This is a genomic window from Anaerostipes faecalis, assembly GCF_018982945.1.
Lineage (GTDB): Bacteria > Bacillota > Clostridia > Lachnospirales > Lachnospiraceae > Anaerostipes > Anaerostipes faecalis.
In genome coordinates this window covers 168,944-183,729 of the sequence record NZ_JABRXE010000001.1, presented here as the reverse complement: position 1 = coordinate 183,729, position 14,786 = coordinate 168,944, and the positions used below count along the sequence as shown (strand labels likewise).

Genomic DNA, 14,786 nt, shown 5'->3' with positions numbered 1-14,786 from the left:
TTATTTTTTTCTATTATACCTTTTTCCGCAAGAAAAAACAAGGGAAGCGCCTGCGACGATTAATAGAACAAGCCACGGTATCCAGCTCTTTTCTCCTGTTTTCGGCACCTCGGTATTCTGACCTGAAGTTCCATTTACATAAGATTCTTTTTGCAATTTCACCGTATTTTTTGCACTGACTTTTTTTGTATTATCTCCCTTTGCAGATGCTATATTGATAAGTTTTTTGCTTTTAACTTTTAAAATTTTAACTTTATAAGAAACAACCATTTTCTGATCATAAGAGAGATTCTGCCCTGTCTGGATAATATAACTGTTTTCATCTGCGTTAATTTTACAGTTTTTAGTAATATCTCTTCCTTCAGGATCTGTTACTCGTATTGTATCTGTGCAGATTACTACTCCTTCTTGATATAATTTGTCTGAAATAACCACATTTTTAGCAATGGCATCTTTTATTGTCTGTAGCACAGTAACCTGATATTCACTAATATCTCCCTTCTTTAAAACAGATTTTGAAGAGCTCTTAAATATAGATAATTCAGGTATAACAACATCCATTGTAACAATATTTTCATCCTGACATATATCTGCATCTTTTCCATAGGTTTTTGCTGTATTTAATATATTGCCGGAAATCATTTTCTTAAATAGAACATGATAAATTATCAATATATGGTCTTTATCACTTAAATCTTTTCCTGTATGGATTTGAAATTGATTTTGTCCTTCAGATAAAATAATTTCACAATCTTTTGTAATATCTGTCCCATTATATTTTACTTTGATTCCTGAAATCTCCATTCCTTCTTTCTCAAAAGAATCCTCAATAACAACCTGATGAGCTATCATTCCTTTATTCTTTTGCGTAACTTTGAGCTGATAGATTCCCATCTGTCCCTCTTTGTAAACAGTATTGTCTGAATCTTTCTCAATGTCCAATGCAGGCGACTGAAGGGTAACAATATTTTCATCCTGAACTTTTAAAGTATTATCACTTTCTGCAACAGCTGTGTTCTTTATTTCCCCGACAATCTTTTCTTTAAAATATACTTTATATGTAATCTTTAAAATATCATCTTCTCCAAGATTTTTCCCTGTTTCTATACAAAAAGACTGGCTCATATGATTTATTCTGCAATCATCTGTAATATCCTTATCATTTAGAAGCACTTTTATTTCCGATGTCTCCATACCTGTTTGAGCAAATGTATCTGTCACTTTAACATTACAGGCTATCAGATTTTCTTTTTTCTGGGTTATTTTTAAAGTATACAGCCCCTTTTCCCCTACTCCATATTCCTTTTTGTCTGATTCTTTTACAATCTGAAGCTGTGGCGCTTTCACTTTTACAGTTTCCTCTGCTTTCCCTCCGCCTGAAGGAATTTCCTGATCTTCTTTAATAAGATCACCATTTGTATTTTTTGTAGCCGGAGCTACAAAAGTATTTAAAATACTGGCACCTTCTAATCCATCTTTCTCGATCAGTGTCTGATAAGTAACCTGTATGTTATCTGATAACCATAAATCATCATAATCTCCTGTACTCCTTCCCGTCTCAGATTCAATAGCTGGAATAGAACCATTTTTCAACTCCAATGGCGTTGAAACACGATAGCTTCTTCCGTCTTTACTATATGAAATGTTACAATCCTTTGTAATATCTTTTTCTCCTGACATAATTGCAAGACTTCCAGGGACAAGGCGAACCCCATCCGTTCGAATCTGATCAGAGAATTCTATATTTTGCATAAAAGTTCCCGGATTTTTATTGGTAAGCTCAATTTTATACGATATATGGTCTCCCTGTTTATAGACTTTTTCAGGAGCAGACTTTACAACTTCTGTCTTTGGTGAATTAATATAAACCTGACAATCATCATATGTCTGTGGAATTCCTGCTGCCCATGCGGACGCTGTATTATCCACTAATGTTCCATTGGTGGACACCTCTGCAACAGCTGTATATGAAATCACAATATCCTTATTCCATGGCTGAGCATAATCTCCTTTTGATTTTAAGATCCATCCATTTTTCACCTCCTCCAGTATATACTGCCCCTCTTCAATTCCGGTGACTTTAACAGAATCCTTTTGAATTTTCATATTACCCGGCAATGAAATATCCTGAATAGTAAAATATGCAGTGTCAGCATTTTCATTGGTATTTTTTACAGTAACTTTGTAATTCACCTTATCTTTTGCCTGATATTCATACTTAGGTGTTTCCTTAATTATTTTTAACCCCGGAACATCTTTCTCTTCTTCCGGCAATTCAATCTCTGTTATTACCTGATTGGTTGGTGCTGTCCTTTCATCTACAATGGTTTCAGCCTTATTTGTTTCTGTTAATACAGTACTTGTAGAGTCATAATGGCCATGCTGTTTCCATATTTCCCGTAGATTGTCTAACTGTTGCTTCCCTGAATTTTCCGGTATATCCATTTTTACTTTAATTTTCATCGTATAAAGACTTTTCTCATAAAAAGAAGGGTCTTTTGGATTTTTTAATAAAGCTGTTACCAGATTATCTTTTGTTTCAATCGAAAAATCATCGGTAACATCTTTACCATCTCCCATTATTTTTACATTCAAAATTTTCAAACATTTTTCAATCTGATCTTTAAACATGAATTTTTTAAAATAATGTGCCTGTGGTATTTCACCTGCTATTGCCTGATCAATTTCATATGTCCATGAATCTCCAAGACTCCTGCCCTGATACTTTTCAGTTCTGTTTCGATCTTCATCAGAAATATACTTCCTTGGATCAGGTGAATCAAATTTTACCATATTTTGTCCAGATCCCACATATTGCTCCTGTCTTGTCGGCTGACGATTCAGATTCCTTCCAAAGGTATATTCAAAACAGCTGGAAATAAAAGTAAAACCTGCACACGTGAAATCTTCACTGTCATAATCTGTTTCAAAATCTGCATAGTAAATATTCATACCATTTGTTTTTTTGTAACTGAGTTTTGTATTTCCTGATACATACTGTCCATGAATACTATCTGCTTTCACGCCGATATACTGTTTTGTATCAATATCTTTTAACGTCACATTACTTTTTATTGTCACAGGTGTTTGCGTTCCTGCTTTAAAAAATTGACTTTTCATAGTCATTTCTTCAATACCAATATAGGAACAGCCGCTTATTCCATTTCCTATTGCCACATATCCATCCTGATTTTCATATTTTTCTATGGCGGATACTGTCATCAAAAGATCGATTTTTTCCCAATGTCCCTTACTTCCGTCTGCTTCACATTGATATATTTCCATATTGGTTTTTTTCACTGCTATGCTTCCTGGTTTGTTTTCACTTGTTTTAAACCATGTAAATTTTCTTAGTTCATCCGGAATACTAATATCCGGAAGATCCGTTGTGGTTTTTCCCACTGTTACGATTGTTTTAGTCTCACTGGTCATTTTCAATTTAAATCCATAGGATGCATCGACCTTCAATGCATCTTCATCATCAAACGATGAAAACTGATGATGTTCATCTTTCCATCCTGCATTGATTTTCTCTGCACCATCTGTATTTAACTGAGCATATACTCTGATGGACGAATATAACCATGATAAAAAAACGCCTGCTATCAAAATAAAAACTTTCCATTTTTTCCTTAAAACTTTCATTTTCATAATAAGTCTCCTTTGTTCTGTCTAAACCTCAGTTTTTCCTCATTTCCCGACAGACAAAAGTCTCATAACCCTTTTTAGGCTCCCCTCATTCTTATGACAGGCTGCACTCACCTCCATGACCATGCAGAAGTATCATTATCATATCCATTTTATCGCTCCCCGGACTATCAGATCATGGCGGAATATGTCTAAACAGAATGTATCGAAAAATGGTCTTATTCAATTGTAAAAATCTCCCGGATATCAATCATTCACAGAAATGTAGAACGCATATGCGTTAGAAATGCTGTTATCAATAAGATAAATTGGTAAAATTGTATTTATTTCCAAATATTCCCTATCTTCTATACAACAATGTATCATAAGTTAACAAAAAAAGCAACTCATTTTTCATGAATTGCTTTTTCTAACTTATAATTACAGTATAATATTTACAGTCCTAAAATCTTTTTAACTTCTGCTTCCATTTCTTCAGTTTCACATACTGTATTATGTAAAACAGGTGCTGTACGAATTTCTTCAATTGCTTTTGGTATTGCAACTTTTGAAATCTTATTTAATTCATCTACCAGCTCAAAATCAGTCTTAGTATCATATGCCGGATCAATGGCGTCCATTACACTTCTTGTAAACTTATATGGGCTGGCTGTTGAAGCAATAACTGTTGGTGTCTGATCTTTAGTTGCTGTTTTGTATTTTTCGTATGCCACTGCAGCTACTGATGTATGTGTATCCATTACATATTTCTCTGCTTCATAAACTTCTTTTATCTTTGCTGCAGTTTCTTCTTCTGTAGCATAAGCTCCAAAAAATTCTCCCAGCTGTGCTTTCATTTCATCTGAAATAGTATAAGCACCATCTTCTGTCAAAGCTTTCATAAATGCAGAACATTGAACAGGATCATTTCCTGCGATTCTGTAAATCATACGCTCAAGGTTGCTTGAAATTAAAATATCCATAGATGGAGATGTTGTTACAACAAACTCTCTCCTACGATCATATTCTCCTGTCTGGAAGAAATCAAAGAGTACTTTATTTTCATTAGATGCACATACAAATTTTCCAATAGGAATTCCCATCTGTTTTGCATAAAATGATGCCAGAATATTTCCAAAGTTTCCTGTTGGAACAACAACATTTATAGGTTCTCCCGGTTTAACTGCACCATTTCTGAGCATGTCAGCGTAGGCTTTCACATAATATACAACCTGTGGAACCAAACGTCCAATGTTAATTGAGTTCGCAGAAGAAAACTGGAATCCTTTTCCATTCATCACTTCTGCCAGTTCTTTATTAGAAAACATCTTTTTAACACCAGTCTGGGCATCATCAAAGTTTCCTTTGATTCCAATAACATATGTATTTTCACCTTTTTGTGTGATCATCTGTTTTTCCTGAATTGGACTAACACCTGATTTTGGATAAAATACAATAATCTTTGTACCTGGCACATCAGCAAATCCTGCCAAAGCTGCTTTTCCTGTATCTCCAGAAGTGGCAGTAAGGATTACGATCTCATTTTCCACGTGATTTTTTCGTGCAGATGTAACAAGTAAATGTGGAAGAATAGACAGTGCCATATCCTTAAAAGCAATAGTTGAACCATGGAATAATTCAAGATAGTATGCATCTCCAACTTTTACCATCGGTGCAATCTCTGCTGTATCAAATTTACTGTCATATGCATTATTAATGCAGTTTTTCAATTCCTCTTCTGTAAAATCTGTCAGGAATTCTTTCATAACCGCATAAGCAATCTCCTGGTAAGACATCTTGGTTAAATCTTCCAGTGCTACATTTAATTTTGGAATACTGTCTGGGACAAATAATCCTCCATCACTGGTCAGCCCTTTTAGAATAGCTTCAGATGCAGTTGCTGTTTCTTCACCATTTCTTGTACTGCGATATACTAAATTCATATTTCCCTACCTTTTCTTCTATAATATGTGTTTCTTTTGGTTTCTGATTATATCATATGTTTATCTCTGCTACAATATCTTTTCTTGCTCAATATCTTATACAAAAGCAAATGTCAGCATAAGTTTTACACCCTGAATCAAAGCCTTCTCATCAAAATCAAACTTTCCATGATGGTTTGGATAAGCTCCTCCACCACCAACAAATGCAAAACATCCATCAATTTCTTCAAGATAATTGGAAAAATCCTCTCCCAGCATCATCGCTGGAACATGAACAAATTCTTCTGGTTTAAATACTTCCTGGGCTTTTTTCCTGGCTTCCATTACAATGTTGTAATCGTTTATCAGTGCCGGATGACTCGATGGCTGATAATCCACCATAATATCTGTGTCATACATCTTTGCCGCAGATTCTGCCATGACCATGATTCTTTCTTTCATTTTTTCTTCAACTTTTTTCGAAAAAGTCCGAACTGTACCCTCTAAAACCGCTTCTCCCGCCACCACATTTCTTGCTGTACCTGCAGTAACTTTTCCAATTGTCAAAACAGCACTTTCCAGCGGATTTATATTTCGACTGACAATTGTCTGGAGATTCATAATAAGAGATGCTGCAGCTGTAACTGCATCCACACACTCATGTGGCTTTCCTGCATGTCCGGATTTCCCTTCTATTCGAATAGAAAACCAGTTTGTAGCAGCCATTCTCGGTCCTGGTTCCAGGGAAATTTTTCCTGCTTCAATTCCAGAAAAAATATGCAATCCATAAATTGCATCAATACCTTTTAAAATTCCCGTTTCCAGAATATCTCTGGAACCCTGTGCTGTTTCCTCTGCAGGCTGAAAAATAAAAATTATTTTTTTATCAAGTTCATCTTCATGCTCTTTTAATATTTTTGCTGCCGCCATTAAAATAGCTACGTGTCCATCATGTCCACATGCATGCATATATCCGTCATTTCTTGATGTAAAATCTAATCCAGTCTCCTCCATCACTTCCAATGCATCCATATCTGCCCGTAATGCAATGGTTTTCTTTCCACTTCCAACTACTGCAAGAATTCCTGATGGATCAAGAATCCGATAAGATATCCCCCATTCTTCCAGATGTTCACGAATATACTCCATAGTCATCATTTCATGATATGCAGTCTCCGGGCACTGATGAAGATATCTTCGAAATTCTATCAGATCTTTTTCTATTTTAGATGTTGCTTCTGTAATATTCATACCTGATCCCTTCTTTATCGATGTAATATCTGATAAATGAAATAAATTACGATTCCTATAATAAAAATTGGCCCTAAAAATGTCAAAACAACTTTAAAAATTGCAATTAATGCCACTAAAATCAGAAATACAGTAATTGCACAACCTATTTTAAACTTTCTGGAATCTGCAGTATATACTCTGGTACGAGTATAAGATTCCTCTTTTTCTTCTGGTTCTTCATCATAATATATCTGCTGATCACCATTTGCTTCAATAATTGATTTCCCAATCAGTCGCGGATTCCCAAGTTCCTCTGAAATTTCTGCCTCTGTTTTTCCTTCTGATATCTTTTCATAAAAATATTTCTCATAATACTGAATATTCTCATGTAACACTGACGCCGGTACCATTCCTTCTAATGTATCTTTCAGCTGGCTGATAAATTCTTTTTTTGTCATAATTATCTCCATCTTCTAACTTAAAGAATATCTGATTATATCCTATTTATAAAAAACTTCTGATTCCTTCAAAACTTTACAATCTCCATTGCTAATCTGAATTGTTGTAACACCACAGTTTTGCTGTCTTGGTCCATGCCAGAAATCTTTAATCTCTCTTTGATATAAATATGTTAACATTCCATGAATCCATGCTCCATGTGAAAAAACAACCATATGTTCATACTTTTTTTCTGCTGGCAGAACAACCTGTTCTAAAAATTCTTTTGCTCTTCCAATAACTTCCTTGTGTGTTTCTGCCCCGTCTTTTGGATAATATTTTTCAGGACAATTAAAACAATTCATAAAATCATCTTTTACTGCAATCAGCTCTGCCTCTGATTTTCCTTCATACTTCCCAAAATTCATTTCTTCTATACGTTTATCTTTATATAAAGGTATATCTCTTCCCTCCAGGATGATTTTGGCGGTTTCACTTGCTCTTTTTAAAGGACTTGTATAAGCAATATCAAAAGGTATATCTTTTAATGCCTCTTTTGTTATAAAGGCAAGTTTTCTGCCGTATTCATTTAACTCTATGTCGGCACTTCCCTGCATTCTTCTTTCTTTATTCCAATCTGTCTCTCCATGTCGAATGATATATAATTTCAAAATAATACCTCCTATGACCTGTCCCTTTGGGACATTATATCACATATTTAGACGTTTTATAAAAATTCTTAAATTTTGTCGGGAAACTATAGATTTTTTATTTGTATTTGTTATACTATGATTTATATTGATAATATAATGACAGAGGAGAAAATGCTTATGGAAATGAAAGTTGGAGATAGTATCATTTTATCAGAAGAAGTGGTTTCTGATAATACTGCAAGCACATGGGGAAGTGGCAGTCTTCCGGTTTATGCAACACCTGCCATGGTTTTACTGGTAGAAAAAGCTGCTGTAAAACTGCTGTCTGATAAACTTGATGAAGGTTTCACAACTGTTGGTACGAATCTTAATATTGCCCACGTATCTGCAACACCTATCGGCGGAACCATCAAATGCCAGTGTACTTTATCTGAAATTGATCGTAAACGTCTTGAATTCCATGTTGAAATAACAGATGCAAAAGGACGCGTGGGAATAGGAAGACATGAACGTTTCATTGTTGAATCAGAACCATTTATGGAGAAAGCAAAACATAAATTTGATTAAAATCACAACAAACCGTTTGTTCTTAAACAAAAAAGAAACATGAAATCACTCATGTTTCTTTTTTTATTTCTTAATATTTAAGTTTACTCTAACGGTTTGTTCCTTTTAAGATTGGTGATACTCTTTTATAAATAAGAAACGTAATAACCACACTGCATAATCCCTTTACAAAAGTAAAAGGCATATTAAACCAGATCAATGCATCCCAAAGACTGTTAACATTCTTATTAATTGCCTGATATGCACCAAGAATCGCCTCCATTGGCATAAAATTAGTATATACCGGATACACAACAAAATAATTTGAGAAAACACTGATAACTGCCATTAATACAGCTCCTGCTATTGCTCCAATCATTGCATTTTTCTGCGTTTTATTTTTCTTATAAATCAGTCCTGCCGGCAGGACAAAACAAACTCCTAAAATAAAGTTTGACAGTTCCCCTACTCCTCCGGTCTGAGTGTGAAGCAAATTAATAATATTTTTAATGAAGCATACTGCAATCCCTGAAACCGGCCCCATAGAATATGCTGCCAGTAAAGCTGGTAATTCGGAAAAATCAAATTTAATAAACGGTGGAATCAGCATTGGAATCGGAAATTCCAAAAACATCAAAATTGTTGCTAATGCTCCCAACATTCCTGTCATTGCAATTGTTCTAACATTTACTCTGTTGCTTTTCATTGTCATTGTTTCTCCTGTCATAATATATTCTCCTTTTTTTAATATTATTTTACGAAAACTATTCGCAAAAAAATAAGCCTGTCCGTTTCATTGCATAAAACGACAGGGCTCACAAATGAGAATGGTAAACTTATACCATCCTGCTACTTCTTTCATCCAGACTATACTGTTGGTTCAGGATTCTCACCTGATCGGCTTGCGCTCGTGGACTTATCCCTGTAAAAGGTTATCACCACCAGTCGAGAATTGACATAATCCATGTCTCACTCTGCCCTGAAGTTGGAGAAATATTCTCTTCTCTACTTCAATATTCAATTTACAGAAAATGAAAGTGTTTTCTGTTTCCTTTTTCATTATAGTGAATGTTTTTATATTTGTAAAGTTTTTTTTATCATTTCCTTTCTTTACACAAACTCTATAATTTGATAAACTATAACAAGTTGAATTGTTAAAGTAAAGGAGAAATTGATTATGGGAATGCACAGAATCGCAAAAATGCCTTCTCCAGAGGAATTACGTGAAGAATTTCCTTTGAGTGAAGAACTGAAGAAAGTAAAGGCTGACAGAGATGCAGAAATCCGCAAGGTATTTACCGGCGAGTCTGATAAATTTATTGTTATCATCGGACCATGTTCTGCTGATAATGAAGATGCCGTTATGGATTATCTTGGACGTCTTGCAAGAGTTCAGAAAGATTTACAGGATAAATTATTAATTATCCCTCGTATATACACAAACAAACCAAGAACTACAGGTGATGGATACAAAGGAATGGTTCATCAGCCGGATCCTGAGAAAGCTCCAGATATGGCAAGCGGTCTTCGTTCTGTTCGTAAGCTTCATGTAGATGCATTAGAAGCTTTCCATATGCCTGCGGCTGATGAAATGTTATATCCTGGTAACTGGCAGTATATGGAAGACATTCTTTCTTATGTTGCTGTTGGAGCAAGATCAGTTGAAAATCAGCAGCATCGTTTAACTGTTAGTGGTTTTGATATTCCAGCCGGAATGAAAAATCCTACAGGAGGAGATTTAACTGTTATGATGAACTCCATTACCGCTGGACAGCATTGTCATGATTTCATTACAAACGGTTATGAAGTGAAAACTGATGGTAACCCTCTGACACACGCTATTCTTCGTGGCTCCGTCAACCGTCATGGAAATAATATTCCAAATTATCATTACGAAGATTTAATTCGTGTTGCATATATGTACGAAAAATTCCAGCTGAAAAATCCGGCAGTCATTGTTGATGCAAACCATTCTAATTCAGGAAAACAGTGGGATCAGCAGCCTCGTATTGTCCAGGAAGTACTCCACAGCAGAAGCTTCCTTCCTGAAATCAAAACTTTGGTAAAAGGTATTATGATCGAAAGTTATATTGAGGATGGAAATCAGTCTATCGGAAATGGAGTTTATGGACAATCCATTACTGACCCTTGTCTTGGATGGGATAAATCTGCCGCATTACTGTACCGTATGGCTGAAAATGTTTAATTCAGCATTTTTATGATTCCTGTCATAAGCCATGGATTTACATAGCTTTCAAGTACAGTTCCGAAAAAAAGAAAAATTAATTCTAACTGAATAGAAAAACGATCTAAGAAGGAATACTTTTCATATAAAAGTATTTCTTCTTTTTTATTTTCCAGAATATTTCTTCTCATTAATAGACCGACTGTTCCTCCATATAAAAGATAATGGGGAAAAAAACTGAAAAAAACAAGAAAAAGACCTTTTAATCCCAGTTGAATTATTTGCAAAGAAAGAACAGATCCAAGAAAAAAAGCAATAGAAAAAGCTCCTCCATACAAAAGTACCAGTGGTTGAAGCAGATACCCCGCAAGAAACAGTATCCCATATTGTTTTCCTCTTTTAAATAATATGTACGGAAACAGGCTTGAACTGGAAACATATAAATCTTTATTACTCAGCACCAGGGCATCCAGCCGTCCTCCATATGCTAAATATTCTTTATATATGCCATTTGTAAACAAACTTCCTAAAATCAGCCCGGTAATCATAAAAAGTCCTAAGAAAAATTTTCTCTTTTCCACCAGTTTCTTCTCCATTTCAATTTTGTAAATAAAGCTAATAATACCGCATAATACATATTATGCGGTATTATTATTATTTATGATACTTTTGAAGATATCCAAGCACTCCTGAGATAGTTTTGGCATCAATAATTCTTCCATCAAAAATCATTTCTTTTATCTGCTCCGGTGTATATTCCTGAACATCAATAAATTCATCTTCATCAAGATTCTGATGGGATAACTTCAAATCAAAGGCTACATAGATTGGAATTTTTTCATCACAAAATCCTATTGCAGTAATAATAGTCATTAAATGTTCCATTCTGCCTGCTCTATAACCTGTCTCTTCTTCTATTTCTCGTGTTACACACTCCAATCCTGTTTCACCTGGCTCAATTCCACCTGCAGGTATTTCCAAGGTTTCCTGATCCAACGCATTACGATACTGTTTTACAAGAAGAATATTCCCTTTATCCGTTACGGGAACTACTGCTGCCGCACCTTTATGTTTTACCAAATCCCATGTTACAACTTTTCCGCTGGGAAGTTTTACAATATCTTCATAAAAACCGACTACTTTTCCCTGATGCATGAGACGCTGTTCTATTTTTTCATATCTTCTCATATTTTTTCTCCTTTTCTCCCCTATAGGAAAAAGCGATAGATTTCTCTATCGCTTTTGTTATTTCGCATAATCTACAACTCGTGATTCTCGAATGACATTAACCTTAATCTGTCCAGGATAATCCAGGTTTTCTTCCACCTGATTTGAAATATCCCTTGCAAGAAGAATCATATCATCATCACTAATCTGTTCAGGAACTACCATTACACGAATTTCTCGACCTGCCTGAATTGCAAAAGTTTTATCAACACCTTGAAAAGAATCTGCGATCTCTTCTAACTGTTTTAATCTTGTTGTATAACTTTCCAATGTCTCACTTCTTGCACCAGGACGTGCAGCTGAAATGGCATCTGCTGCCTGCACAATACATGCAATTAATGTTTCAGGTTCTACATCACCATGATGAGATTCCACCGCATTAATAACGATTGGATTTTCTTTATACTTCTTACATAAGTTTACACCAAGTTCCACATGGGAACCTTCCACTTCATGGTCAATAGCTTTACCAATATCATGAAGCAGACCCGCACGTTTTGCCATTCTGACGTCTACACCAACTTCTGCTGCTAAAAGCCCTGAAAGCTGCGCAACCTCCATAGAATGTTTCAGTGCATTCTGACCATAACTTGTCCGGAACTTCATTCTTCCAAGAAGTCTTACCAGTTCAGGATGAATTCCATGAACTCCAAGTTCCAGTGTAGCCGCTTCACCTTCTTCACGCATCATAGTCTCAACTTCTTTTGTTGCTTTCTCAACCATTTCCTCAATACGTGCAGGATGAATACGTCCATCTACAATCAGTTTCTCCAGTGCGATTCTGGCAATTTCTCTTCGCACAGGATTAAAGCTGGATAACACAACCGCTTCCGGAGTATCATCGATAATCAATTCAACACCGGTGATATTCTCAATAGATCGAATATTTCTTCCTTCTCGTCCGATAATACGACCTTTCATTTCGTCATTTGGAAGCTGTACCAGAGAAATTGTCGTTTCTGCAACATGATCCACTGCACATTTCTGGATTGCTGTCACAACATATTCTTTCGCTCTCTTACGTGCTTCCTCCTTGGCTCTTGTCTCCATCTCTTTGACATACATCGCTGTCTCGTGTTTTACGTCTTCTTTTACTGCTGATAATAATTGCTCTTTTGCCTGATCAGAGGTTAACCCGGAAATTCGCTCCAGTTCCTGTAGATGTTTTGCCTGCAGTTCCTGCAAATGAACTTTTTCAGATTCGATGTTCTTTTCTTTGGCACTTAAAGACTGCTCTTTACGTTCCAGAATCTCAGATTTCTTATCTACTGTTTCTTCCTTAGAAAGAACTCGCTGTTCATACTTCTGCAGCTCTGCCCTGCGTTCCTTTGTCTCTTTTTCGAAGTCATTTCTCGCTTTTATAGTCTCTTCTTTTACTTCCAAAGAAGCTTCGCGTTTCTTGGCATCTGCCGCCTTGATTGCTTCATCTATAATTTCTCTGGCCTTGTCTTCTGCATTCCCGATGGTTATCTCCATGGCTTTCTTACTTCTTGTATTGGCCACATAAACTGATGCAGGAACTGCAACAACTAGAGTTGCGATAATGGCTATTATAATACCAACCACAGGTTTCCTCCTTATTCAATTTTTTGTGTTTTCACACTCCTTTAATTTTATATGTTTTTAACATAAAAGTCAAGAAATGGATACCTCTTCTGTACGAATCATAAATGCCTTTTTCGCCGGAATCAAAAGTCCTCCTCCGAAATCAATAAGTTCTCCTGAAATTAAATCTGTTCCCTGTCCTGCACGTGCATCAAAATGAGCTGTATATTCTTCATTTCCAATGTTAATTGCCACGATAATACGGTCCTCACTGCTCTGACGCTGGAACACCAGCACATCTGGCATAATTGCCAACTGACGGTAATCTCCATATCTTAACGCAGGACTGTTCTTACGAACCTGAGCCAGTTTTCCAATATATGTAGCCAGTTCATTTTCTTTCAGTTCTTCTGGTTTGATTCTTGGACGCAGACTATCATCACTTCCCTGCTCTTTCTTTCCTTCAATTCCCCATTCACTGCCGTAGTAAACACCTGGAACCCCTGGCATACCAAACATCATTGCATAGATAAGCGGCAAAAGATCTTTTTCATTTAATTGACTGGCAATTCTCTCAACATCGTGATTATCCACAAAATTATATAAAGGGATTCCTTTATATAATGTCCATTCTTCAGGACCAAACTGTCGATTCAGTGAATAACCTATCTCATGCATATTATGAGTATTAAAACTGGAATAAAGTCCTTTATAACATTCATAATTTGTAACAGAATCCAGCAGATCCGGATTTGCCAGCTGACTATAATCCCCATGAAGCATCTCTCCGATCATCAGAAAGTCCGGATTCTTTGAGCGGACAAAATCAACCAGACATTTTATAAAATTGCGATTGAGCATATATGCCACGTCTAATCTTAATCCATCAATCCCAAATTCATCTATCCAGAGACTCACTGCATCCAATAAATGCTGCTTAACCTGATCATTATCAAGATTTAATTTAACCAGTTCAAAATGTCCTTCCCATCCTTCATACCAAAAGCCATCGTCATAGCTGCTGTTGCCATCAAAATTAATATAGAACCAATCTTTGTACGGAGAATCCCATTTCTTTTCCAAAACATCCTGAAATGCCCAGAACTCTCTTCCAACATGATTGAACACTCCATCTAAAATAACTTTTATACCTGCTTCTTTTAATGCTTTGCATGCTTCTTTAAAATCCTCATTAGTTCCAAGACGCTCATCAATCACTCGGAAATCTTTTGTATCATATCCATGATTAGATGATGAAAATACCGGTGAAAAGTAGATTGCATTCATTCCTATTTTTTTAATATGAGGAATCCATTCTTTCACTTCCAAAATGCCATGTTCTGTTCCCTCACCAGCAAATGCTCTTAAAGGAAAAATTTGATAAATCATTAAATCGTTCATTTTCATCAT

The 14,786-nt window shown here is 35.7% G+C and carries 12 protein-coding genes and 1 riboswitch; of the genes, 2 read left to right on the top strand and 10 right to left on the bottom strand.

The window, feature by feature from the left end; translation table 11 throughout:
- The 5 genes from KTB61_RS00870 to KTB61_RS00850 form a co-directional block, all read right to left on the bottom strand.
- Positions 1-3,651, bottom strand: coding sequence for an isopeptide-forming domain-containing fimbrial protein (locus tag KTB61_RS00870; protein WP_216696613.1), 3,651 nt, complete (start codon positions 3,649-3,651; stop codon positions 1-3).
- 431 nt (positions 3,652-4,082) lie between these two features.
- Positions 4,083-5,570, bottom strand: coding sequence for a threonine synthase (thrC, locus tag KTB61_RS00865; protein ID WP_075759135.1), 1,488 nt, complete (start codon positions 5,568-5,570; stop codon positions 4,083-4,085).
- A gap of 96 nt (positions 5,571-5,666) precedes the next feature.
- Positions 5,667-6,800, bottom strand: a complete 1,134-nt coding sequence (locus tag KTB61_RS00860; protein ID WP_216696612.1) for a M20 metallopeptidase family protein — start codon at positions 6,798-6,800, stop codon at positions 5,667-5,669.
- A 14-nt stretch (positions 6,801-6,814) separates the two neighbouring features.
- Positions 6,815-7,240: a DUF1700 domain-containing protein gene (locus tag KTB61_RS00855; protein ID WP_216696611.1), complete on the bottom strand. Its 426-nt coding sequence runs from the start codon at positions 7,238-7,240 to the stop codon at positions 6,815-6,817.
- A gap of 42 nt (positions 7,241-7,282) precedes the next feature.
- On the bottom strand, positions 7,283-7,891 hold the full coding sequence (locus KTB61_RS00850; protein WP_075759138.1) for a histidine phosphatase family protein: 609 nt from the start codon (positions 7,889-7,891) through the stop codon (positions 7,283-7,285).
- A gap of 159 nt (positions 7,892-8,050) precedes the next feature.
- On the opposite strand from KTB61_RS00850, the gene KTB61_RS00845 reads away from it, so the two are divergent.
- Positions 8,051-8,440 (top strand): thioesterase family protein, encoded by a 390-nt coding sequence (locus KTB61_RS00845; RefSeq protein WP_075759139.1) that lies wholly within the window; start codon positions 8,051-8,053, stop codon positions 8,438-8,440.
- A gap of 88 nt (positions 8,441-8,528) precedes the next feature.
- Here the strand turns inward: KTB61_RS00845 and KTB61_RS00840 are convergent, their stop codons facing one another.
- A complete protein-coding gene (locus KTB61_RS00840) occupies positions 8,529-9,146 on the bottom strand; it encodes an ECF transporter S component (RefSeq protein WP_075759140.1) in 618 nt (205 codons plus the stop codon).
- Between the two features lie 119 nt (positions 9,147-9,265).
- Positions 9,266-9,410, bottom strand: a riboswitch (FMN riboswitch).
- 186 nt (positions 9,411-9,596) lie between these two features.
- Between KTB61_RS00840 and KTB61_RS00835 the strand changes: the two genes are divergently transcribed.
- Complete coding sequence (locus KTB61_RS00835) at positions 9,597-10,625, top strand: 3-deoxy-7-phosphoheptulonate synthase (protein WP_216696610.1); 1,029 nt, start codon at positions 9,597-9,599, stop codon at positions 10,623-10,625.
- On the opposite strand, the gene KTB61_RS00830 is transcribed toward KTB61_RS00835, so the two are convergent.
- The 4 genes from KTB61_RS00830 to KTB61_RS00815 form a co-directional block, all read right to left on the bottom strand.
- Positions 10,622-11,185: a hypothetical protein gene (locus tag KTB61_RS00830; protein WP_075759142.1), complete on the bottom strand. Its 564-nt coding sequence runs from the start codon at positions 11,183-11,185 to the stop codon at positions 10,622-10,624. The two genes, KTB61_RS00835 and KTB61_RS00830, sit on opposite strands and share 4 nt — an antisense overlap.
- Before the next feature lie 73 nt (positions 11,186-11,258).
- A complete protein-coding gene (locus KTB61_RS00825; protein WP_075759143.1) occupies positions 11,259-11,792 on the bottom strand; it encodes an NUDIX hydrolase in 534 nt (177 codons plus the stop codon).
- Positions 11,793-11,849: 57 nt separating this feature from the next.
- Positions 11,850-13,397 (bottom strand): ribonuclease Y, encoded by a 1,548-nt coding sequence (gene rny, locus KTB61_RS00820; RefSeq protein ID WP_075759144.1) that lies wholly within the window; start codon positions 13,395-13,397, stop codon positions 11,850-11,852.
- Between the two features lie 69 nt (positions 13,398-13,466).
- On the bottom strand, positions 13,467-14,783 hold the full coding sequence (locus KTB61_RS00815; protein WP_216696759.1) for an alpha-amylase family glycosyl hydrolase: 1,317 nt from the start codon (positions 14,781-14,783) through the stop codon (positions 13,467-13,469).
- Positions 14,784-14,786: the final 3 nt, after the last annotated feature.

What these genes read in the sequence shown, in the direction of transcription:
- KTB61_RS00845 (WP_075759139.1), top strand. Translation starts at nt 8,051, where the DNA reads ATGGAAATGAAAGTTGGAGATAGTATCATTTTATCAGAAGAAGTGGTT.
- KTB61_RS00855 (WP_216696611.1), bottom strand. Translation starts at nt 7,240, where the DNA reads ATGACAAAAAAAGAATTTATCAGCCAGCTGAAAGATACATTAGAAGGA.
- thrC (WP_075759135.1), bottom strand. Translation starts at nt 5,570, where the DNA reads ATGAATTTAGTATATCGCAGTACAAGAAATGGTGAAGAAACAGCAACT.
- KTB61_RS00815 (WP_216696759.1), bottom strand. Translation starts at nt 14,783, where the DNA reads ATGAAAATGAACGATTTAATGATTTATCAAATTTTTCCTTTAAGAGCA.
- KTB61_RS00840 (WP_075759140.1), bottom strand. Translation starts at nt 9,146, where the DNA reads ATGACAGGAGAAACAATGACAATGAAAAGCAACAGAGTAAATGTTAGA.
- KTB61_RS00870 (WP_216696613.1), bottom strand. Translation starts at nt 3,651, where the DNA reads ATGAAAATGAAAGTTTTAAGGAAAAAATGGAAAGTTTTTATTTTGATA.
- KTB61_RS00825 (WP_075759143.1), bottom strand. Translation starts at nt 11,792, where the DNA reads ATGAGAAGATATGAAAAAATAGAACAGCGTCTCATGCATCAGGGAAAA.
- KTB61_RS00860 (WP_216696612.1), bottom strand. Translation starts at nt 6,800, where the DNA reads ATGAATATTACAGAAGCAACATCTAAAATAGAAAAAGATCTGATAGAA.
- KTB61_RS00835 (WP_216696610.1), top strand. Translation starts at nt 9,597, where the DNA reads ATGGGAATGCACAGAATCGCAAAAATGCCTTCTCCAGAGGAATTACGT.